Raw genomic sequence first — 19,196 nt, forward strand, 5'->3', positions numbered from 1 at the left:
CACTCGTAACGTTCGCAGAAGAACGGCTCTTCGCGAACCGGATCCACGCCCGTCCGTTCGAAGGAGAACCGATGACAGAGCCCGTCGCCGCACTTCGCCCGATGATGCGCCGCGATCGCGCGTCGACCGCTCTCGGCATGCGCGTGGAGGTGGACGAGCCGGGCCGCGCCGTCGTCTCGATGACCGTGCGCGACGACATGCTGAACGGGTTCGACATCACGCACGGCGGGCTGGTGTTCGCGCTGGCCGACACGACTTTCGCGATCGTCTGCAACGAGGACGAGCAGGTGACCGTCGCCGCGGGCGCGGACATCACGTTCCTGAAGTCCACTCGTGAGGGGCAGGTGCTCACCGCGACCGGCGTGCGCCGTGCGCGCAACGGCCGTACCGGCCTGTACGACATCACCGTGACCGACGAGACCGGCGATGTCGTCGCCGAGTTCCGCGGCCGCTCGATCACCACGAACCGTCCTTTCCCGAAGGAGAACGCATGACCGAGATCGCGACGGATCGGACCTCGAACGCCGACGCCGTAATGCTGGATCCGGATCAGCTGCGCGCGCTGCAGCTCGAGCGCCTGCGGTGGTCCGTGCGCCACGCGTACGAGAACGTGCCGTTCTACCGGCTGGCATTCCAGAGGGCCGGGGTACACCCGGATGACGTCCGCAGCCTGGCCGACATCGCGCGCCTCCCGTTCACCACCAAGGACGACCTGCGCGAGTACTACCCGTTCGGGATGTTCGCCGTGCCGATGGCCGATGTGCGCCGCATCCATGCATCCTCCGGCACCACCGGCCGCCCGACCGTGGTCGGCTACACCCAGGCCGACCTGGACAACTGGGCCGACCTCATCGCCCGGTCGCTGAGCGCCGCCGGAGTGCAGCCCGGGTGGAAGGTGCACAATGCGTACGGCTACGGCCTGTTCACCGGCGGCCTGGGCGCGCACGCCGGCATCGAGCGTCTCGGTGCGACCGTGATCCCGATGTCGGGCGGGCAGACCGCCAAGCAGGTGCAGCTCATCCGCGACTTCGAGCCCGATGCGATCATGTGCACCCCGACCTACCTGCTCACGATCGCGGATGCGATGGAGGAGGTGGGGATCGATCCGCGCTCCACCTCGCTCAAGGTGGGAATCCTCGGTGCCGAGCCGTGGACCAACGAGATGCGCCACCAGATCGAGCAGCGCCTGAACATCGACGCGGTCGACATCTACGGTCTCAGCGAGGTCATGGGTCCCGGCGTCGCGATGGAGGCGGCCGCAACCAAGGACGGCCCGCACATCTGGGAGGACCACTTCCTGCCGGAGATCATCGATCCCTCCACCGGCGAGCCCGTGCCCGACGGCGAACCGGGCGAGCTCGTGTTCACGTCGCTCACGAAGCAGGCGTTCCCGGTGATCCGCTACCGCACCAGGGATCTGACCCGGCTGCTGCCCGGATCCGCCTATCCCGCGATGCGGCGGATGGAGAAGATCACCGGCCGCGACGACGACATGATCATCCTGCGCGGAGTGAACCTCTTCCCGACGCAGATCGAGGAGATCGCGCTCGGCATCGAGACCCTCACGCCGCACTTCATCCTGGAGCTCACCCGCCAGGGCCACCTCGATGCGCTGAAGGTGCGGATCGAGCGGCACCCGGACGTCGATCTCGCGACCTGCCTGGCCGCGGCCGAGGTGCTGAAGCTGCGCATCAAGACGTCGATCGGCACGTCGGTGGACGTGCAGGTCGAGGAGCCCGGATCCCTCCCCCGCAGCGAGGGCAAGTACAAGCGCCTCTACGACCTGCGCTGAGCCGGCGGCCCCTGGCCTGGGGACGAAGAACGCCGCTCCGGGGGATCCAGGAGCGGCGTTCTCCATCTCCGTCGAGGAGCGGCTGGATCAGGCGGGCGCGAGCGCCTTCTCCACGAGCGTCAGCACGTCGTAGGTCGCCACGATCTCGTCGCGCTGGTTGTGGATCACCGCGTCCCAGCGCACCTCGCCGTACTCGTCGGTCTCGCGCGGGGTGATCTGCTTCGCGGTGAGGGTGACCCGGATCGCATCGCCCGGCTTCACCGGGGTCACGAAGCGCAGGTTCTCCAGCCCGTAGTTGGCGAGCACGGGCCCCGGCTCGGGCGAGACGAACAACCCGGCCGCCCACGACACCAGGAGGTAGCCGTGCGCGACCCTGCCACCGAAGAACGGGTTCGCCTCGGCGGCCTCCTCGTCCATGTGCGCGTAGAAGGTGTCGCCGGTCGAGTACGCGAACGCCTCGATATCCTCGAGCGACAGCTCGCGCAGGCCCGATTCGACCTGATCCCCGAGGTGCAGCTCCGCCAGCGACTTGCGGAACGGGTGCACCGCGCGGTCGGTGCCGGCCCCGGTGTGCCAGACGCCCGTGATCGCGGTGAGGATCTCCGGCGTGCCCTGGATCGCGGTGCGCTGCATGAAGTGCATGACCGCACGCATCCCGCCGAGCTCTTCGCCGCCGCCGGCGCGCCCGGGGCCGCCGTGCACGAGGTGCGGCACCGGAGAGCCGTGGCCGGTCGAGGTGCGCGCGTCGTCGCGGTTCAGGAACAGCACGCGGCCGTTGTACGCCGCGATGCGCGTGAGCAGCTCGGTCGCGACCGCCGGGTCCTTCGTCGCGACGCTCGTCACCAGCGATCCCCCACCGCGCCCGACGAGCTCGGCTGCCTCGGCGACGGTCGAGTACCCCAGCACGCTCGAGACCGGGCCGAACGCCTCGATCTCGTGCACGGCGGGCTCCGTCGTGTCCGCGAAGCCGACGAGCATCGGCGCGACGAACGCGCCGTCCGGAGCAGGGCCGGTCGTGCCGTCGGCGCGGACGACGTCCGGCGCGTCGACGGATCCGAGGAGCAGCTCGCCGCCGGCCTCGCGCAGCGCGGCGACCTGGCGCAGCACCTCGTCGCGCTGCGAGGTCGAGACGAGCGGCCCCATCGTGACGGACTCGGCGTGCGGATCGCCGATCACGACGCGCTCGGCGATCTTCGCCTGCAGGGCGGCGACGAGCGGCTCCACGAGCGGCGCCGGCACGATCGCACGGCGGATCGCGGTGCACTTCTGCCCCGCCTTCGTGGTGAGCTCGATCATGAGCTGCTTCACGTAGGCGTCGAACTCCGGCGTGTCCGGAGTGGCGTCGGGGCCCAGCACCGAGGCGTTGATCGAGTCGGTCTCGCTCGTGAAGCGCACCCCATCGGCCGTCTGGGCACGCAGCCCCGCGGCGGTCGTGGCGCTGCCGGTGAACGCGACGAGATCGCCGAGGTGGAGCAGGTCGAAGATCCCCGGGAGGGATCCGCTGACCAGCTGCAGGGATCCGTCCGGCAGCAGTCCCGAATCGACGAGGATCCGCACCCACGCCTCCGCGACATAGCCCGTGGGAGTCGCAGGCTTCACGATCGAGGGCACGCCCGCGAGGAACGCCGGGGCGAACTTCTCCAGCGCACCCCACATCGGGAAGTTGAACGCGTTGATCTGCACGGCGACGCCGGGCAGGCGCGTGTAGACGTGGCGGCCGAGGAAGGATCCGTCCTTGGAGAGCGGCTCGACCGGGCCGTCCAGGAGGACAGTCGCGTTCGGCAGCTCGCGGCGGCCCTTCGACGAGTACGTGAACAGCACGCCGATGCCGCCGTCCACGTCCGCGTAGGAGTCGCGGACCGTGGATCCGCTGCGCTTGGAGAGCTCGTACAGCTCCTCCTTGTGCTCCGTGAGCACCACGGCCATCTGCTTGAGCAGCATCGCGCGCTGGTGGAAGGTGAGCGCGCCGAGGTTCCGCTGCCCCACCGTGCGCGCGTAGTCCACGGCACCGGCGAGATCGATGCCCGCGGAGTCGACCCGTACGATCTCGGCGCCGGTGGACGCGTCGCGGACGATCGTTCCTCTGTCCGAGTCGGACGTCCACCAGGCTCCCTGCAGATAGCTGGGCAGCAGCTCGGTCATGTCATTCGCTCCATTCGTAGAACCCGCGGCCGGTCTTGCGGCCCAGGTGTCCGTCGGCGACCAGGTCGCGCAGCAGCTGCGGCGGCGCGAACCGCGCGCCGAGCTCGGCCTCCAGCTCCTCGGCGATCCCGAGGCGCACATCGAGCCCGACGATGTCGGTGGTGCGCAGCGGCCCGGTGGGATGCCGGTAGCCGAGCTCCATCGCCGCGTCGATGTCGGCGGCGGTCGCCACGCCCTCCTCGAGCATCCGGATCGCCTCCAGCGCGAGGGCCACGCCGAGTCGGCTCGACGCGAAGCCGGGCGCATCCGCGACGACGACCGCGGTCTTGTCGAGCGCCGCGACCCAGCCGCGGGCCTCGTCGACGAGCTCCTGATCGGTGCTGCCGCCGACGACCACCTCGACGAGCGCCGAGGCGGGCACGGGGTTGAAGAAGTGCAGGCCCAGGAAGCGCTCGGGGTGCGCGAGCTCCGCGCCGAGATCGTCGATCGAGATCGAGGACGTGTTGGAGGCGATCGCGGTGCGCGGCTCGACCACCGCCTCGATCCGGCGCAGGCTCTCGACCTTGAGCAGCCGGTCCTCCGGCACCGCCTCGATGACGAGTCCCGCATCGGCGAACGCAGCAGCATCGGTGCTCGTCTCGAGCGCGCTCTCGAGCGCGGCGATCGTGCGGTCGGTGCTGCCGCGCTCGACGGAGCGCCGCAGGCTGGTGCGGACCCGCTCCCCCGCTGCGGCCGCCGCAGCCTCGTCCCGCTCGACCACGACGACCTGGGATCCGGCGAGCAGGAACGCGTGCGCGATACCGGCGCCCATCCGTCCGCCGCCCAGCACGCCGACCCGTTCGGGTGCTGCCGCCAGCTCGTGCGCGGGGAGTTCCTGACCGCTCATCGGCGGTTCCTCCGTTCCAGGAAGGCGGTCATCCGCCGATGCTTCTCGGGGCTCTCGAACAGCTCGGCCTGCAGCTCCAGCTCGATCTCCGGATGCCGGTCGGGCGGGGCGAGGAGCGCCGTCTTGGTGTGCCGCGTGGCGAGCGGATCGTTCGCAGCGATGCGGTCGGCGACCGCATGCGCCGCCACGAGCAGATCCTCCGACTCGTGCAGCGACGACAGCAGGCCCCAGGCGAGCGCTTCTTCCGCCGTGAGCTGACGCCCGGTGAACAGCAGTTCGGCGGCGCGTGCCTCGCCGACGATCTGCGGCAATCGCCAGGTCGCCCCGGCTGCGGCGATGATGCCGAGCCCGGTCTCCGGATTGCCGATGCGGGTGGACGGGGTGCCGAGGCGGATGTCCGCGGCGTATGCGAGCTCCGCGCCGCCGCCCAGCGCATAGCCGTCGACCGCGGCGATCACGGGCATCGGCAGCCGGCGGATGCGCTGGAATGCCGTCGTGTTGATGCCGGCTCGCGCGTCCTGCGCCCGGCGGTCGCGCAGCTGGGCGATATCGGCCCCGGAGGCGAAGACCCCACCGGATCCGATGAGGATCAGGATCCGCGGCTCCTGCTCGAGCTCGGCGCACAGGGCGTGCAGTTCGTCGATCATGGCCTGATCGATCGCGTTGCGGGTCTCGGGCCGGTCCAGGGTCGCCGTGACGCGGCTCTCGGAGCGCTCGATGCGCAGGCGCCGACCCGTCGGTGCGTCGGTCATCACACGCGCTCCACGATCATCGCCGTGCCCTGACCGACGCCGACGCACATCGTCGCCAGGCCGTACCGGGCACCCTCGCGTTCCATCCGGCCGAGCAGGGTGATCAGGATCCGGCTGCCGCTGGATCCCAGCGGGTGGCCGAGTGCGATGGCGCCGCCGTCCGCGTTCACGATCTCGGGGTCGAGCCCGAGCCGGCGCATCGAGGCGAGCGACTGCGTGGCGAACGCCTCGTTGAGCTCGACCGCACCGAGGTCCGCCGCGGTGAGCCCCGCCTTCGCCAGCGCCTTCTCGGTCGCGGGGACCGGCCCCAGCCCCATGATCTCCGGGGCGAGCGCGGCCGACGCCGAGGCCACGATGCGCGCCCTCGGCGTGAGACCGTGCCGATCCACCGCGGCGGATCCGGCGACGACGATCGCGGAGGCGCCGTCGTTGAGCGAGGAGGCGTTGCCCGCGGTCACCACGCTGCCGCCGGCGACCACGGGCCGCAGCCCCGCGAGCACCTCGAGCGTGGTGTCCCGGCGCGGGCCCTCGTCGGTGTCGACGAGTCCGCCGCGCGGCGTGGGCACCGCCACGATCTCGGGGGCGAGGCGGCCGGCGTCGATCGCGGCGATCGCGCGCTGGTGGCTGCGCAAGGCGAAGGCGTCCGCATCCTCCCGGGTGATGCCGTCGAGGCGCGCGACCTCCTCCGCGGTCTCGGGCATGGAGAACGTGGCCTTGTCGCGTGCGGCCAGGCGCGGGTTCGTGAATCGCCAGCCGATCGAGGTGTCGAAGGCCTCGCCGGGCTTCGCCCATGCTCGCTCCGGCTTGGACTGCACCCAGGGGGCGCGCGTCATCGACTCCACGCCGCCGGCGATCATCACGTCTGCGTCGCCCGCGCGGATCGCCTGCGCGGCCAGCGCGACGGCCGTCATCCCGGAGGCGCAGAGCCGGTTCACCGTGAAGGCCGGCAGCGCGTCGGGCAGGCCGGCGAGCAGCACCGCCATGCGCGCGACGTTGCGGTTGTCCTCCCCCGCCTGGTTCGCGGATCCGAGGATCACCTCGTCGAAGGCGTCGTCAGGAACGCCGGCGCGCTGCGCGGCCTCGCGGATCACGAGCGCGGCCAGGTCGTCGGGGCGAACACCGGCGAGAACGCCGCCATAGCGTCCGACCGGCGTGCGCGCACCGCCGATGAGGTAGGCCTCCGACATGCTCGTCCTCCCGGGGTCGTCGTCGACAGGGTGCGTCGGTCGGGATCCGAACTGTTTCCCGACCGATCGTTCAGTAAAAGGATGGCAGACGGATCCCGGGCGGGCAAGTCCGCCGGCGAGGCCGATGAGGGAGAATGATGCGAATGAGCACCGGATCCGCGCACGCCGCCGAGGAATCGGGCGTCGCCGACGCGTCCGACGGCGCCCTCGCCGAGCACGCCGCCCCCCGCGCGCGTCGCGGACGCCCCGGCTACGACCGCGCACAGGTGCTCGAGATCGCCGTGCGCCTCTTCAACGAGCAGGGGTACGACGCCACGAGCGTGTCGTCACTGGCGACCGCGCTCGGGCTCAGCAAGGCCGCGCTGTACCACCACTTCACCTCGAAGGAGCAGATCCTCGAGATCGCCCTCGACGACGCGCTCGGGGGGCTGGAGTCGGTACTCGACGGAGCCCTGGCCGACGAGGGCACGGCCGCGACGCGGCTGGTGACGGTGATCGCGGGCGCTGTGCGCGTGCTCACCAGCAGGCTGCCGCAGGTGACGCTTCTGCTGCGCGTGCACGGCAACAGCGAGATCGAGCGGGCCGCTCTCGAGCGCCGCCGCATCTTCGATCAGCGCGTCGCGCACCTCGTCGGACAGGCGCAGCAGGAGGGGGCGCTGCGTCGCGACATCCGCCCCTCGGTGACGACCCGGCTCATGTTCGGGATGATCAACTCGATCATCGAGTGGTACCGCCCCGCGCACACGCCGCTCACCCCCGAAGAACTCGTCGACGACGTCACCCGCGTGATCTTCGACGGCCTCCGCGCGCGCTGACGGCGACCCGCACACCGGCCCCGGACAGCAGAACGCCCCGCGCTCGACCGAGCACGGGGCGTTCCGGAAGGGCGCGTGTCAGGCAGCGGCCTTCTTGTCGTTGCTGCTGAGCACGCGGAACAGGACCGCGGCGATCGCGGCGCCGACCAGCGGCGCCACGATGTACAGCCACAGGTTGCTCCAGGCGAACTGGCCGCTGATGGAGAGGCCGAGCGCGACGGCCGGGTTGAAGCCGCCGCCCGAGATGCCGCCGACCGAGACGGCGCCGACGAAGACCGTGCCACCGATGGCCAGGCCGTAGAAGGAGTTGTTGTCGTTGTCCTTCGAGGTGGCGACGTTCAGCACGACCCAGACCAGGGCGAGGGTGAACAGCGCCTCGACCAGGAAGGCCGGGCCGACCTGGATCTCGGTCGCCTTGTCGGCGTGCGGCCAGACCGCGAAGCTCGCCAGAGCAGCGAGCGCGCCGCCGACGAACTGGGCGACGATGTACGCGACGAAGTCCGCGACGCCGATGGCGCCGCGGATGAGAGCGCCGAACGACACGGCGGGGTTGAGGTGGGCGCCGGAGATGTGACCCGCGGCGTAGACGAGAACAGTCAGCGCGAGGCCGATCGCCAGCGGCGTCAGCGGGCTCTTGCTGTTGACCGCGCCGATGATGCTGAACACGAAGAGGAACGTCGAGATCGCCTCAGCGAGCGCCTTTCCAGCAGTACCAGTCATTTCGAATGCCTTTTCTGTCAGGTCGAGGGTGAGGGCGGAATCTCCCGCACGCCGGCCGGCGCACCCCGGATTGCCGAGCCAGAATACCGGGTTCCTGTCAATCGGCTGGGAACCGACGCAACAATCGGTCGGATCCAGGAGGAAAACTCTTGACCCTCGAGCCGGATCATCCTATTCTTTCATTATTCGATAGATCAATTCCACTATTCGGAATACAGAGCGAGAGAAGAGGCGATGATGCCCCAGACCCCCGACACGCAGAACCACCGCCCCGAGCGCCAGGGCGACGTCGCACGACGCGCGGCGATCTACCCGCTCATCGACGTCGACCCCGACTTCCACATCCCGGCCCGCCGCGAGGGCGCACTCACCAAGATGCTCGTCGCGCTGCGGATCCTGCCGCAGGCCTCCTGACGCGGAAACGGTGCGCGACCGCGGGCCTCCGCGATCGCGCACCGTTCGACACCATCAGCCTCGCGCGTCCAGCACCTCGCGCAGACGGGCGGCGATCCCCGCCGGGTCGCTGGGGTACCCCGGCTGCTCGGTGAAACCACCGTGGTTGCTCGGGAAGGCGGTCGCCTCGATCCCGAGTGCCGCCGCGACCGACCGCGCCGCGCGGGCGGGCATCGTCTCGCCGGACTCGACGCCGAAGGCGATCACGAGGCGCTCACCGAGATCCTGCAGCGCGGCGATCTCCGGGAGGTAGGCGAGCGTCGCCGGCATATTGCGGAAGAGCGGATCCGTCCGGCTGCCGTCGTCCTCCGTCGGCAGTCCGAACATCGAAGGGTCGGGCGCAGGGCCGTCGAGGTAGCCATCGGGTACAGCGCCGTCGAGCATCACGAACTGGATGAACTTCGCCAGCGCCGGACCGCTCCCCTCCGCTGCGAAGGTGCGCTTCATGTCGGCCGTCACCGCGAGCACCGCGTCGCGGTCGGGCAGGAAGTCGGCCACGGGAGGCTCGTGCACGACGGCGACGCGGACATCGTCGGGGTTCAGGGCGAGCAGGGCGAGCAGGTTCACGCCGCCTCCACTGCTGCCGAACGCGTCGACCGGGCCGACGCGCAGCGCGTCGATCACGCGATGCAGGTCGGCGGCGTGCCGCTGCACCGTGATGTCCGAGGTGCCGACCGGGTTGCGCCCGGCGCCGCGCGGGTCGTAGGTGATCACGGGGCGGTCGTCGAAGTGCGAGGCGAGGATCTGGAATCCGGTCGCGTCCATCGGCGCGCCGAACAGGAACAGCGCCGGCCGTTCGACGGTCGCCGTGGCGAGATCGCCATGGATGTCGTACGTGATCGCGTCATCGCCCTCGCCGACCGTCCGGGTGACGACGGTCCGTGCTGCACTGCTGTCCGACATGCTGTCTCCTCCAGACTAAATACAACTGATTGGTTGTAGATTACGGTGCGGCGAGGAGATCCGCAAGAGCACATCGCCGCGCACGTATCGCCGGTCCCCTCGCCGCGGCGGCTCTCACGATCTAACGTGGATCCATGGCAGGCAGAGCCGAGACCTTCCTCGAGATCGACGGCGCCGAGGTGCGCGTGTCCCACCCCGACAAGATCGTCTTCCCGCGGGCGGGACTGACCAAGCTCGACCTCGTCGAGTACTACCTCGCGGTGGCGGACGGCGCGCTGCGCGGAGCCGGCGGGCGCCCCATGGTGCTGAAGCGGTTCGTGAAGGGCATCGACGCCGAGCCGTTCTTCCAGAAGCGGGTCCCCGAGCATCCCGGCTACATCGGCACGGCGGTGCTGCGCTACGCGTCCGGCAACTCCGCCGAGGAGGCGGTCCTCACCGATGCCGCGGGGCTCGCCTGGATCGTCAACCTCGGGTGCCTCGATCTCAACCCGCACGCCGTGCGCGCCGCCGACCTCGAGCACCCCGACGAACTGCGGGTGGATCTGGATCCGATGCCCGGCGTCGAATGGTCGCAGATCGTCGACACGGCCTTCGTCGTGCGCGAGGTGCTCGATGACTGCGGCCTGGTCGGCTGGCCGAAGACCAGCGGATCCCGCGGCATGCACATCCTGGTCCGGATCCGACCCGAATGGGATTTCGCCGCCGTGCGCCTCGCCGCCGAGGCGCTGGCACGCGAGGTGGAGGCCAGGGCGCCCGGGCTCGCGACCGCGCGCTGGTGGAAGGAGGAACGCGGCGAGAGCGTGTTCGTCGACTTCAACCAGAACGCGAAGGACCGCACCGTCGCCTCCGCGTACTCGATCCGACCGCTGCCGGACGCCCGCGTGTCGACACCGCTCGCCTGGGACGAGGTGCGCCTGCGCCGCCCCGACGAGTTCACGGTGCCGACCGTGCGCACCCGCTTCGCCGAGATCGGCGACCCGCATCGGGGCATCGACGACGCAGCGGGGTCGCTGTCGGCGCTGCTCGCCCTGGCCGAACAGCTGGGCCCGGCCGAGAAGCCACCGCGCGGATCCGACGGATCCGGCCGCCGCGCCTCGACGATGCCGCTCATCGAGATCGCGCGGACGAAGACGAAGCCGGAGGCGCTCGCGGCGCTCGAACAGTGGAGTGGGACGCATCCATCCGTCGCGGCGCTGCTGCATCCGGCCGACGTCCTCGTCGACGGGATGCGCGGGTCGAGCTCGCTCTGGTACCGCGTGCGCGTCAACCTGCAGCACGTGCCCGAGGACCAGCGCCCGGCACAGGGACCGCTGCTCGCCGACTACGACCCCTGGGCCGGGAAGAGCTGGCCGGGCTGACGGGCGCGGCCGTCTTCGCCGTTCCGGGGCCCTGACCGCACCCTCCGCGCCCTTCAGCGTGCTGGACAGCGTCGCACGAACCGGCGTAGAACGGTGCGCAGAGGAAGGGGCGGAGATGCCCGACGATGCGGCCGCGAAGCTGTTCCGGGGCGGGGTCCCCGACGCCTACGAGCAGCTCATGGTGCCCCTGATGTTCCAGCCCTATGCCGACGACATGGTCGCCCGGGCGGTGGCGCGCGCTCCGGCCGCAGTGCTCGAGCTCGCCGCGGGAACCGGCGCCGTGACGCGGGGCCTCGCGACCGCGCTACCGGCGGAAAGCACGCTGGTCGCCACCGATCTCAACGCCGGCATGCTCGCCGTCGCCGAGGCCCGCGGCGCGCCTCGCCCCGCGGGCGCCCCCGCGGTGGCCTGGCAGCCCGCCGACGCCCAGGCACTGCCCTTCGACGATGAGGCCTTCGACCTCGTCGTTTGCCAGTTCGGCATCATGTTCTTCCCGGATCGGCCGAATGCGCACTCTCAGGTGCGACGGGTGCTGCGCCCCGGCGGCACATACCTGTTCTCCGCCTGGGACTCGATCGACTCCAACGCCGTCGCCCTCGCGGTCGACGAGGCCTACCGCCGGGTGCTCCCTGACGCGCCGCCGAATGTGATCACCCGCGTCGCGCACGGCTACCACGTCCCTGAGACCATCCGCCGGGATGCCGAGGCGGGCGGTCTCATCGTCGATGCGGTGGAGGCGGTCGAGTTGATCGGGGCGGCGGAGTCGGCGGCAGCAGCGGCCGCCGCGATCCCGCGGGGCACGCCGATGCGGGCGGACCTCGAGCCGCTGGGCGACGAGGTGCGCGACCGCATCGAGGCGATGACGACCGAGCTTCTCGAGCGGCGATTCGGCACGGGCCCGATCCGCACGCCGATCCGCGCGTTCGTGGTCACCGCGCATCGCTGATCGTGCGCGATCCTTGCGGTCCAGCCCACGAGGTGCGATCCTTCAATTAATTCCTCACTTGATGAATTAGTGGAAGGATCGCCGGTGGACCGCGACGAAACCCAGCCGGGCGAAACTCTCATCCTCGATCTCGCGCAGCTCTCGGCCGCCGACCTCGTTGCGGTGGGCGGCAAGGCTGCCAATCTCGGTGAACTCGTCCGCGCAGGCTTCGACGTGCCCTCGGGGTTCTGCATCACCACCGAGGCGTATCGCCGCGCGGTGCACGGCACTGTCGTGGAGGACGGGACGATGACCGACGCCTCGGCCGCACGCGCCGCCGTCATGGCGGCACCGTTCCCGGCGGAAGTGGAGAGCGCCGTCCGCGCGGCGTACTCGCGGCTGGGCACCGGGCCTGTCGCGGTGCGCTCGTCCGCCACCGCCGAAGACCTCCCCGGCGCGAGCTTCGCCGGCCAGCAGGACACCTACCTCGGCGTCACGGGCATCCACGACACGCTCAGCGCCGTACAGCGCTGCTGGGCATCGCTGTGGACCGACCGCGCCGTGGCGTACCGCAAGGCGCACGACATCGATGGCGCGGGCGTCGCCCTCGCTGTCGTGGTGCAGACGATGGTCGACGCCGAGTCCGCCGGGGTGCTGTTCACCGCGGACCCCGTGACGGGCCGGCGGCGCCAGGCGGTGCTCGATGCGGCGCGCGGGCTCGGCGAGTCGGTCGTCTCGGGATCCGTGGATCCGGATCACTTCGTGATCGACACCGCGACCGGCCGTATCCTCGACCGCCGGCGCGGCAGCGGCGATGTCGTGAGCGTGACAGACGCGCAGGTCTTGGCGCTCGCGTCCCTCGGCGATCGCGTCGAGCGCGCGTTCGACGCCCCGCAGGACATCGAGTGGGCCATGGACGGCGACGGCAAGTTGTGGCTCACCCAGTCGCGGCCGATCACGACCCTGTTTCCGGTTCCGGTGCGCGATGCGCCCAAGGCGCCGGATGAGATCCGCGCGTTCTTCTGCATCAGCCTCGCCCAAGGACTGCACCGGCCGATCACGCCGATGGGGATCGCGGCGTTCCGCGTGATCGGTGCCGGCTTCCTGGACCTCATCGGCCGCCGTCCGGCACGGATCGCCGACGGCCCCGGAGGTCTCGCCGTGGGCGGAGATCGTCTGTTCGTCGACGCGACCCCGATCGTCCGCTCCGCGGCGGGACGCGCGATCTTCCCGCGGGCCCTCGACGTCATGGAGGCGCGGTCTGCGGTCGTGCTGCGCGGCCTGTTCGAGGACCCGCGATTCGCCGTCGTCCCCGGATCACGCCGGCGCTTCCTGCGCGCCTTCCTCCATGCCGCCGCCCGCATCCACGCTCCGTTCGTGGTCGCACAGGCGCTCGCCGAACCGCGCGCGGCGCAGCGTCGCGTGCGCCGTCTCGAGGCCGAGGTGCGCGCGTTCGACGCCCCATCGGGCACGATTGTGGACCGTACCGACGGCGTCGTCGACCTCATCTTCCGGGCGATGCCCTACGCACCGCGCAGTCTTCCCGGCGCCGCCGCGGGCTTCGCGATGCTGGGCCTCGCACAGCGCCTGCTGGGCCCGGCGATCCTGCCCGGCGACATTCAGGCGGTGCTGCGCAGTGCACCGGACAACGTGACGACGCAGATGGATCTCGACCTGTGGGAACTCGCCGTGCACGCGCGTGCCGACGCCGACTCGGCCGTCGCCCTGCAGACCCGTTCCGCGCGAGAACTCGCCGACGACTTCCGCGACGGCGTGCTGCCGCCCGTGCTGCAGCACGCGATGACCGCCTTCCTCGATCGTTACGGTCATCGCGCGGTCGCCGAGATCGATCTGGGGATGCCGCGTTGGGCTGACGATCCCGCGCACCTGTTCGGCGTGCTGTCCGGCTATCTCCGCCTCGGTCCGGACGCGGACACCCCGGCCCAGCACTTCGCCGAGGGCGCGGCCGAGGCCACAGCCATGATCGACACGCTGTACCGTCGTGCGCGCCAGCACCGGCGGATTCGCGCCCGCGTCGCGCGTGGCTGCCTGCGGCGGGCACGGGCACTCGTGGGGATGCGGGAAGCACCGAAGTATCTGGTGATCCTGGCGCTGCGGGCAGCGCGCGAGACGATGCTCGGGATCGGGCGCGAGCTCGCGGCGACGGGTGCGCTCGCGGACGCTCAGGACGTGTTCTTCCTCGATTTCGAGGAGACGAAGCGCGTCGCCGCAGGCGACGATCTGCGCACCGTGATCTACGAGCGTCGCGCCAGGTACGACACCGAACTGGAGCGCAGGCACGTGCCGCGCGTGCTGCTGTCGGATGGAACGGAGCCCGAAGCGGTCGGCACCGCCGCAACGGTCGCGGAGGGCGCACTGCGCGGCACACCCGCATCGGCAGGAACGGTCACGGGGATTGCCCGCGTCATCGTGGATCCGGTCGGCGCCGAGCTGCAGCCGGGAGAGATCCTCATCGCGCCGTCGACCGACCCCGGGTGGACACCGCTGTTCCTCACGGCCGGCGGCCTGGTCATGGAGATGGGCGGTGCGAACAGCCACGGCGCGGTCGTCGCGCGTGAGTACGGCATCCCCGCGGTCGTCGGCGTCGCCCGCGCGACCGAACTGATCTCGACCGGGGATGAGGTGACCGTCGACGGCGCGGCCGGCGTGGTCTCCCGTTAGCGCGATCGGCCATCCAGGCGCAGCCGGGCCGTGACGCTGGATACGAGAAAACCCCCGGAAATCCGGGGGTCTCATTCTGTAGCAGGAGCGGGGCTTGAACCCGCGACCTCACGATTGGAGGTCGAGTGATCCATGTCACCCGATACATCTCGACTTACCGCGTCTGACCTGGTGTTCCTTGTCACTTTGCACCTTCAATACTACGCCCAACCTCGCGTCAACCGGGCTGATCTCGACGGGATACTCGGTGAGTATGTGTGGAGTATCGGACGCCAGTGCCGAAAGGTCACCACGAATCCAGTGCTGGGGCGACGGCGGACAAGACTTCCTCGACGAGGAGTCCACTCCTCTCGCCTGCGGTAGTTGGGAGACACTTTCGCGCGCTCCATAACTGGCGGCGGAACAGGCCCCCGACCGTCCACGGAAGACGCCGAACTTCTAGCGACCGACGGCTACCCGCACACCGCCCCACAGCGCACGGACTCACAGGAACAACGCCCGAGAAGCCCCAATCAGGCAGCTACCGCGCCGATCCTTCCGAACCTTCCGACGCATGTCCGGAATCGCGAGCGTCGTTCAACGGAAATGGTGAAGGGACCACACCGTCGTACGGCGACTGCATGGTGCATCCGACCGTTCTCCATCAAAAGGATCTTGACCTTGGCGGATAGACCCGTGGTCTCTGGGATCGTGTCGGTCAGAAGACGAAGGAGATCCGATGGTTCGCGGCGTGTCACTCGACGGCGTGACTAGTAATAGGTCAATTCACGCTACTAGCGTACGAGGGTATGCTAGAAGCGCACGCTGCCTTGTCTTGCTTGCTTGCTTGCTTGCTTGACGGACTCGAACGGATGGCCTTGATGTCTGAACTGTCGCGCTTCCATGTTCGCCCCGCGGACGTACCCGGCTTCTCGCCAGCGAATCACCTCGGGACCGTCAATCGGCGCCTGATCGGAGCCGAGAATGTCGGCGCACAGCGCATGGAGGTACTCCTCGGCTCGCTGGAGCCTGACGGCAAGGCCCTGCCGCACGCCCATCCAGGTATGGAGCAGGCCTGTTATCTACTGAGTGGCACAGCCACCGTCGAGGTCGGTGACGATCGCTTCGACATGGTCGCCGGAGAGGCATGCTTCTTTCCCGCCGATGTGCCCCACGTGTTCACAGTGACGGGCACCGAGGCTGCATCGCTTCTGGTCATCTACAGCCCGCCCTATGGCGAAGACCCCCGCAAGACGATCCGCTTCGAACCCGGATCCCTGTGACAACGAACGACCACGTTGCCGGACCCGCTCGACAGCGCGACCCCATCGCCGCCCTCACGCGGCTACTCGATGTGCTGGCAGCGGACCCGTCAGGCGGGATGGGAGTCCGCGGGTTGGCGCAGCGACTTGGTGTCCCGCCGTCATCGATTCAGCGCACCCTGGATGCGGCAGAAGGCAGCGGCCTTGTCGCCAGGTCTCCTTCCGGCGCATGGCAACTCGGCTGGGAGTTCTTCCGATTGGGCGCACTCGCTCAGTCACGGCGACCGTATGCCGAGGCCCGCCCATTCCTCGAGCGCCTTCAGAAGGAAACTGGCGAGACGGCAGTCCTCACGGTGTTCGATCCCGCCCGCGGCGAGCGGATGTTCCTCGACAGCGTCGCCAGCGACTTCAGCATCCGCTTCGTCCCCCAGCTGCTGACTTGGCTCCCCGCACATGCCGGGGCGTCGTCGCACGCGATCCTCGCTTTCCGTCCGCGTGTCGACGCAGACCGCATGATCGCCCGTGGCTTGCCCCCGCTCACGCCGCGCACACCCAGCAACGCCAGCCGTCTCGACCGTACGCTCGAGGCCGTCCGACAGCGCGGCTACGCAATCAGCGACGACGAAGTGAACCTTGGGGCCGTGGGTATCGCCGCACCACTTCGCATCGGCGAAGACGTCTCTAGCAGCATCGGCATCATCCTCCCGCGTCAGAGATTCGAAGCTGCCGACGAGGGGCGCCTCAGTCGCCTGGTCATGCGCGCGGCGGACGCTCTGGCCGAGACGATCACGGGAGCATCTCTCGCCGCTCCATGATCGCCCGCGCCTGGCGAAGAATCGGCTCGTCAATCATGCGTCCATCAAGACGGAAGACACCCGCCGAGAACTCCTCGGCTGCGAGCACCGATTGGGCCCACGCAATCTCCTTCAGACTCGGCGAGTAGGCCGCTCTGATCACGGCCACGTGAGTCGGGTGGATACAGGCCGTCGCAGCGAACCCACTCGCAGCGGCGTCTTCGGCCTCTGATTCCAGTCCGTCAAGATCGCTGATGTCGAGATGCACCGCGTCGATCGCAGTCCGACCGGCTGCTCGCGCCGCGATCAGCACCTGCGCCCGAGCGAACCGAGCAACCTCGCGATAGTCGCCGTTCGCCCGACGGCTGGAGCGCCCGCCCAGGCCGGCCACGAGGTCCTCCGCACCCCACATGAGCGCGGTTACCGCGGGATGCTCGGCGATCGTCCAGGCGTTCCGCACGCCCCTCGGCGTCTCGCACAGTGCGACGACCCGGCAACCGAGGGCATGAAGCGTGTCGCATTCAGAAGGCGACTCAGTCTTCGCAAGCATCACCGTCCGATACGGCGTTCGCCTTAGAACGGCGACGTCTCGTTCATGATCCTCCGAGTCAACTGGATTCACGCGCACGATCACACGACGTGGATCAAGGTGTGAAGCCGCGACGGCTGCGCGAGCCTCCGCTTTTTCCTCAGGTGCGACGGCGTCCTCGAGGTCGAGGATGACCGAGTCAGCGGCTCTCAGAGCCTTCTCGAAGCGATCTGGCCTGTTCGCTGGACAGAACAGGAGTGCGGGACCGATCAACGAGACTCCTCCGGGTGTCGAAGAACAAGCGTGGAGCGGCTCGCGGTCGCCACCACGGCGCCCTCCTGGTTTCGCATCGTATGGCCGAGTACGACGATCCCCTGCTCGGGACGCGAGCGCGACAATCGCTTGTCTGCGACGACTGACTCTGCGTACAGAGTGTCACCGACTCGAACCGGCGCAGGAAACGCAACGTCCGTGAGCCCAAGGTTGGCGACGATCGTTCCTTGTGTCAGCTGGGCAACGGACAGCCCCACCAAGGTCGAGAGCGTGAACATGCTGTTCACGAGTCGTCCCCCGAACTCGCTCCTGCGCGACCACGCTTCGTCGAGATGCAGGGACTGCGTGTTCATCGTGAGCGTCGTGAAAAGGACATTGTCCGCGTCGGTGACGGTTCGCCCCGGCGCGTGAACATAGGTGGCTCCGACGATGAACTCTTCGAAAAAGAGCCCCCGCTGGATGACCCGCAGCTCAGAAGTCATGGCACGAGGTCCGCTCGGTGCTCTGCGAAGAAGTCGCGCGTTGAGCGCCCGAGGGGCTCGGCGAACTCGACGTCCGGCACAGGTGTGTCGTCGAAGAGGAACGGCGGCCGCGAGATGCGCAGTACGCCTTCCGTCGGGTGTTCCCGTGGGGCGAACAGCGCGACGGCACGGAGGTGCTCGTCATCGAAGAGATCGGGGATCGGATTGAGCCGCGCATGCGGAACGTCGATGTCCGTGAGGGCAGTCATCCACTGAGCAGTCGTTCGCCGGGTCATTTCTTGAGCCAAGAACGAATACACCTCGTCAACGTGCCGAGTGCGCCCATCGATGTGCGCGAAGCGCTCGTCCTCGATGAGGTCCGGCCGTCCGATCTCCATCAGAAAGGAGTGCCAGTGGCGGTCGGTGTAGACCATCACGCTGAGGTAGCCGTCTGCAGTCGGATACGGCCGACGATCGCGGGAAGCAGTCCGCGGGTACAGGGCGGGGCCGCGCGGCGGATCGAAGGTCGCACCGCCGAGCTGTTCGACCGTGGTGAATGCCGCAAGCGTCTCCAGCATCGGAATCTTGACGGCCCGAGCCCTCCGCCCTCTGCCTCTGCCTGCGAGCTCGGCGCAGACCGCCAGTGCCGCATACAGGCCTGCTGTCTTGTCCGCTATCGCCGTACGCACGTATTCGGGGCGGTCGCCGTTTCCCTGCACCCAGGCGAGTCCGGACGCCGCTTGAATTGTGTCGTCGTACGCAGGGTGGTCCTCGAAAGGCCCAGGCCCGTACCCGACGATCTCACACAAGATCGCCTGCGAGCCTGCCTCTACGAGCGATCCGGCCGTCAGCCCGAGACGTCGCGCTGCTTTACCCCGCATGTTGTGAACGATCACGTCGTAGCTCGCGAACGATCGCCGAAGCACTTCGCGATCGCCCGAGTCACGCAGATCGAGCCGCACGGAGCGCTTGCCTGCGTTGAATGCGAGGAAGAGAGGGGACATCCCGGGGCTGACGCCGCCCGGCACGTTCCGCAGGACATCGCCTGTAGGCGGCTCGATCTTGTCGATGGACGCGCCCAGTTGAGCGAGAAGCAAGGTGCAGAATGGCCCGGACATCGTGCTGGTGATGTCGAGTACGCGGAGGCCCTCGAGCGGTCCCCGCTCAGGCGCTGCTGGGGTATGCATATTCCCAGCCTGGTCGGTCACACTGATAACCGGAAATGCCAATCTCTTGTGAATTGATAACCATTCAGCATCACTAACTGCGGAGTCGTCGGGAGT

Annotated in this window: 18 protein-coding genes; 9 read left to right on the top strand and 9 right to left on the bottom strand. The window is 69.2% G+C overall.

From position 1 onward, the window contains the following. The first annotated feature begins 71 nt into the window (after window positions 1-71). Window positions 72-494 (top strand): hydroxyphenylacetyl-CoA thioesterase PaaI, encoded by a 423-nt coding sequence (gene paaI, locus ACFWCK_RS02030; protein WP_233310349.1) that lies wholly within the window; start codon window positions 72-74, stop codon window positions 492-494. After that, window positions 491-1,792, top strand: coding sequence for a phenylacetate--CoA ligase PaaK (paaK, locus tag ACFWCK_RS02035; RefSeq protein ID WP_378804291.1), 1,302 nt, complete (start codon window positions 491-493; stop codon window positions 1,790-1,792). Before paaI ends, paaK begins: the two co-directional genes overlap by 4 nt. A gap of 87 nt (window positions 1,793-1,879) precedes the next feature. On the opposite strand, the gene paaZ is transcribed toward paaK, so the two are convergent. From paaZ to ACFWCK_RS02055, 4 genes are read right to left on the bottom strand one after another with little or no spacing between them, the layout of a single operon-like run. Continuing rightward, on the bottom strand, window positions 1,880-3,934 hold the full coding sequence (gene paaZ, locus ACFWCK_RS02040; protein WP_378804292.1) for a phenylacetic acid degradation bifunctional protein PaaZ: 2,055 nt from the start codon (window positions 3,932-3,934) through the stop codon (window positions 1,880-1,882). Window position 3,935: 1 nt separating this feature from the next. Beyond that, a complete protein-coding gene (locus ACFWCK_RS02045) occupies window positions 3,936-4,820 on the bottom strand; it encodes a 3-hydroxyacyl-CoA dehydrogenase family protein (RefSeq protein WP_378804293.1) in 885 nt (294 codons plus the stop codon). Continuing rightward, window positions 4,817-5,572: an enoyl-CoA hydratase/isomerase family protein gene (locus tag ACFWCK_RS02050; RefSeq protein ID WP_378804294.1), complete on the bottom strand. Its 756-nt coding sequence runs from the start codon at window positions 5,570-5,572 to the stop codon at window positions 4,817-4,819. The genes ACFWCK_RS02045 and ACFWCK_RS02050 overlap by 4 nt, the downstream gene beginning before the upstream one ends. Then, complete coding sequence (locus ACFWCK_RS02055) at window positions 5,572-6,759, bottom strand: thiolase family protein (RefSeq protein ID WP_378804295.1); 1,188 nt, start codon at window positions 6,757-6,759, stop codon at window positions 5,572-5,574. The genes ACFWCK_RS02050 and ACFWCK_RS02055 overlap by 1 nt, the downstream gene beginning before the upstream one ends. A 143-nt stretch (window positions 6,760-6,902) precedes the next feature. Here ACFWCK_RS02055 and ACFWCK_RS02060 point away from each other — a divergent pair, with 143 nt between their 5' ends. Beyond that, window positions 6,903-7,574 (top strand): TetR/AcrR family transcriptional regulator, encoded by a 672-nt coding sequence (locus ACFWCK_RS02060; RefSeq protein ID WP_378804296.1) that lies wholly within the window; start codon window positions 6,903-6,905, stop codon window positions 7,572-7,574. A 78-nt stretch (window positions 7,575-7,652) separates the two neighbouring features. On the opposite strand, the gene ACFWCK_RS02065 is transcribed toward ACFWCK_RS02060, so the two are convergent. Beyond that, window positions 7,653-8,294, bottom strand: coding sequence for an MIP/aquaporin family protein (locus ACFWCK_RS02065; RefSeq protein ID WP_378804297.1), 642 nt, complete (start codon window positions 8,292-8,294; stop codon window positions 7,653-7,655). Window positions 8,295-8,528: 234 nt separating this feature from the next. On the opposite strand from ACFWCK_RS02065, the gene ACFWCK_RS02070 reads away from it, so the two are divergent. Then, the gene (locus ACFWCK_RS02070) at window positions 8,529-8,708 is read left to right on the top strand and encodes a hypothetical protein (RefSeq protein ID WP_378804298.1); all 180 of its coding nucleotides are present in this window, start codon (window positions 8,529-8,531) and stop codon (window positions 8,706-8,708) included. 54 nt (window positions 8,709-8,762) lie between these two features. Here the strand turns inward: ACFWCK_RS02070 and ACFWCK_RS02075 are convergent, their stop codons facing one another. Next, window positions 8,763-9,650, bottom strand: a complete 888-nt coding sequence (locus tag ACFWCK_RS02075) for an alpha/beta hydrolase (RefSeq protein WP_378804299.1) — start codon at window positions 9,648-9,650, stop codon at window positions 8,763-8,765. Between the two features lie 134 nt (window positions 9,651-9,784). Between ACFWCK_RS02075 and ACFWCK_RS02080 the strand changes: the two genes are divergently transcribed. From ACFWCK_RS02080 to ACFWCK_RS02100, 5 genes are all read left to right on the top strand, one after another. Continuing rightward, on the top strand, window positions 9,785-11,008 hold the full coding sequence (locus ACFWCK_RS02080; protein WP_378804300.1) for a DNA polymerase domain-containing protein: 1,224 nt from the start codon (window positions 9,785-9,787) through the stop codon (window positions 11,006-11,008). 115 nt (window positions 11,009-11,123) lie between these two features. After that, window positions 11,124-11,954, top strand: a complete 831-nt coding sequence (locus tag ACFWCK_RS02085) for a class I SAM-dependent methyltransferase (RefSeq protein WP_378804301.1) — start codon at window positions 11,124-11,126, stop codon at window positions 11,952-11,954. An 84-nt stretch (window positions 11,955-12,038) separates the two neighbouring features. Then, a complete protein-coding gene (locus ACFWCK_RS02090) occupies window positions 12,039-14,615 on the top strand; it encodes a PEP/pyruvate-binding domain-containing protein (RefSeq protein WP_378804302.1) in 2,577 nt (858 codons plus the stop codon). An 860-nt stretch (window positions 14,616-15,475) separates the two neighbouring features. After that, window positions 15,476-15,877, top strand: coding sequence for a cupin domain-containing protein (locus ACFWCK_RS02095; protein ID WP_378804303.1), 402 nt, complete (start codon window positions 15,476-15,478; stop codon window positions 15,875-15,877). Beyond that, entirely contained in the window at window positions 15,874-16,671 is a 798-nt protein-coding gene (locus tag ACFWCK_RS02100; protein ID WP_378804304.1) for an IclR family transcriptional regulator, read from the top strand. Before ACFWCK_RS02095 ends, ACFWCK_RS02100 begins: the two co-directional genes overlap by 4 nt. Here ACFWCK_RS02100 and ACFWCK_RS02105 read toward each other — a convergent pair. The 3 genes from ACFWCK_RS02105 to ACFWCK_RS02115 are packed head-to-tail and all read right to left on the bottom strand — an operon-like array spanning window position 16,643 to window position 19,100. Next, the gene (locus ACFWCK_RS02105; RefSeq protein ID WP_378804305.1) at window positions 16,643-17,452 is read right to left on the bottom strand and encodes an HpcH/HpaI aldolase/citrate lyase family protein; all 810 of its coding nucleotides are present in this window, start codon (window positions 17,450-17,452) and stop codon (window positions 16,643-16,645) included. The genes ACFWCK_RS02100 and ACFWCK_RS02105 overlap by 29 nt on opposite strands. Beyond that, on the bottom strand, window positions 17,449-17,934 hold the full coding sequence (locus ACFWCK_RS02110) for a MaoC family dehydratase (RefSeq protein ID WP_378804306.1): 486 nt from the start codon (window positions 17,932-17,934) through the stop codon (window positions 17,449-17,451). The genes ACFWCK_RS02105 and ACFWCK_RS02110 overlap by 4 nt, the downstream gene beginning before the upstream one ends. Further along, window positions 17,931-19,100 carry a CaiB/BaiF CoA transferase family protein gene (locus tag ACFWCK_RS02115; RefSeq protein WP_378804307.1) on the bottom strand — a complete coding sequence of 390 codons (1,170 nt, stop codon included), beginning with the start codon at window positions 19,098-19,100 and terminating at the stop codon, window positions 17,931-17,933. The genes ACFWCK_RS02110 and ACFWCK_RS02115 overlap by 4 nt, the downstream gene beginning before the upstream one ends. Between the last annotated feature and the right edge of the window lie 96 nt (window positions 19,101-19,196).

The sequence above is a fragment of the Microbacterium sp. NPDC060117 genome, from assembly GCF_042729315.1.
Classification (GTDB): Bacteria; Actinomycetota; Actinomycetes; order Actinomycetales; family Microbacteriaceae; genus Microbacterium.

Bases quoted from the DNA above. Each gene is read 5' to 3' on its own strand.
- paaI (WP_233310349.1), top strand. From the start codon at position 72: ATGACAGAGCCCGTCGCCGCACTTCGCCCGATGATGCGCCGCGATCGC.
- paaK (WP_378804291.1), top strand. From the start codon at position 491: ATGACCGAGATCGCGACGGATCGGACCTCGAACGCCGACGCCGTAATG.
- paaZ (WP_378804292.1), bottom strand. From the start codon at position 3,934: ATGACCGAGCTGCTGCCCAGCTATCTGCAGGGAGCCTGGTGGACGTCC.
- ACFWCK_RS02045 (WP_378804293.1), bottom strand. From the start codon at position 4,820: ATGAGCGGTCAGGAACTCCCCGCGCACGAGCTGGCGGCAGCACCCGAA.
- ACFWCK_RS02050 (WP_378804294.1), bottom strand. From the start codon at position 5,572: ATGACCGACGCACCGACGGGTCGGCGCCTGCGCATCGAGCGCTCCGAG.
- ACFWCK_RS02055 (WP_378804295.1), bottom strand. From the start codon at position 6,759: ATGTCGGAGGCCTACCTCATCGGCGGTGCGCGCACGCCGGTCGGACGC.
- ACFWCK_RS02060 (WP_378804296.1), top strand. From the start codon at position 6,903: ATGAGCACCGGATCCGCGCACGCCGCCGAGGAATCGGGCGTCGCCGAC.
- ACFWCK_RS02065 (WP_378804297.1), bottom strand. From the start codon at position 8,294: ATGACTGGTACTGCTGGAAAGGCGCTCGCTGAGGCGATCTCGACGTTC.
- ACFWCK_RS02070 (WP_378804298.1), top strand. From the start codon at position 8,529: ATGATGCCCCAGACCCCCGACACGCAGAACCACCGCCCCGAGCGCCAG.
- ACFWCK_RS02075 (WP_378804299.1), bottom strand. From the start codon at position 9,650: ATGTCGGACAGCAGTGCAGCACGGACCGTCGTCACCCGGACGGTCGGC.
- ACFWCK_RS02080 (WP_378804300.1), top strand. From the start codon at position 9,785: ATGGCAGGCAGAGCCGAGACCTTCCTCGAGATCGACGGCGCCGAGGTG.
- ACFWCK_RS02085 (WP_378804301.1), top strand. From the start codon at position 11,124: ATGCCCGACGATGCGGCCGCGAAGCTGTTCCGGGGCGGGGTCCCCGAC.
- ACFWCK_RS02095 (WP_378804303.1), top strand. From the start codon at position 15,476: ATGTCTGAACTGTCGCGCTTCCATGTTCGCCCCGCGGACGTACCCGGC.
- ACFWCK_RS02110 (WP_378804306.1), bottom strand. From the start codon at position 17,934: ATGACTTCTGAGCTGCGGGTCATCCAGCGGGGGCTCTTTTTCGAAGAG.
- ACFWCK_RS02115 (WP_378804307.1), bottom strand. From the start codon at position 19,100: ATGCATACCCCAGCAGCGCCTGAGCGGGGACCGCTCGAGGGCCTCCGC.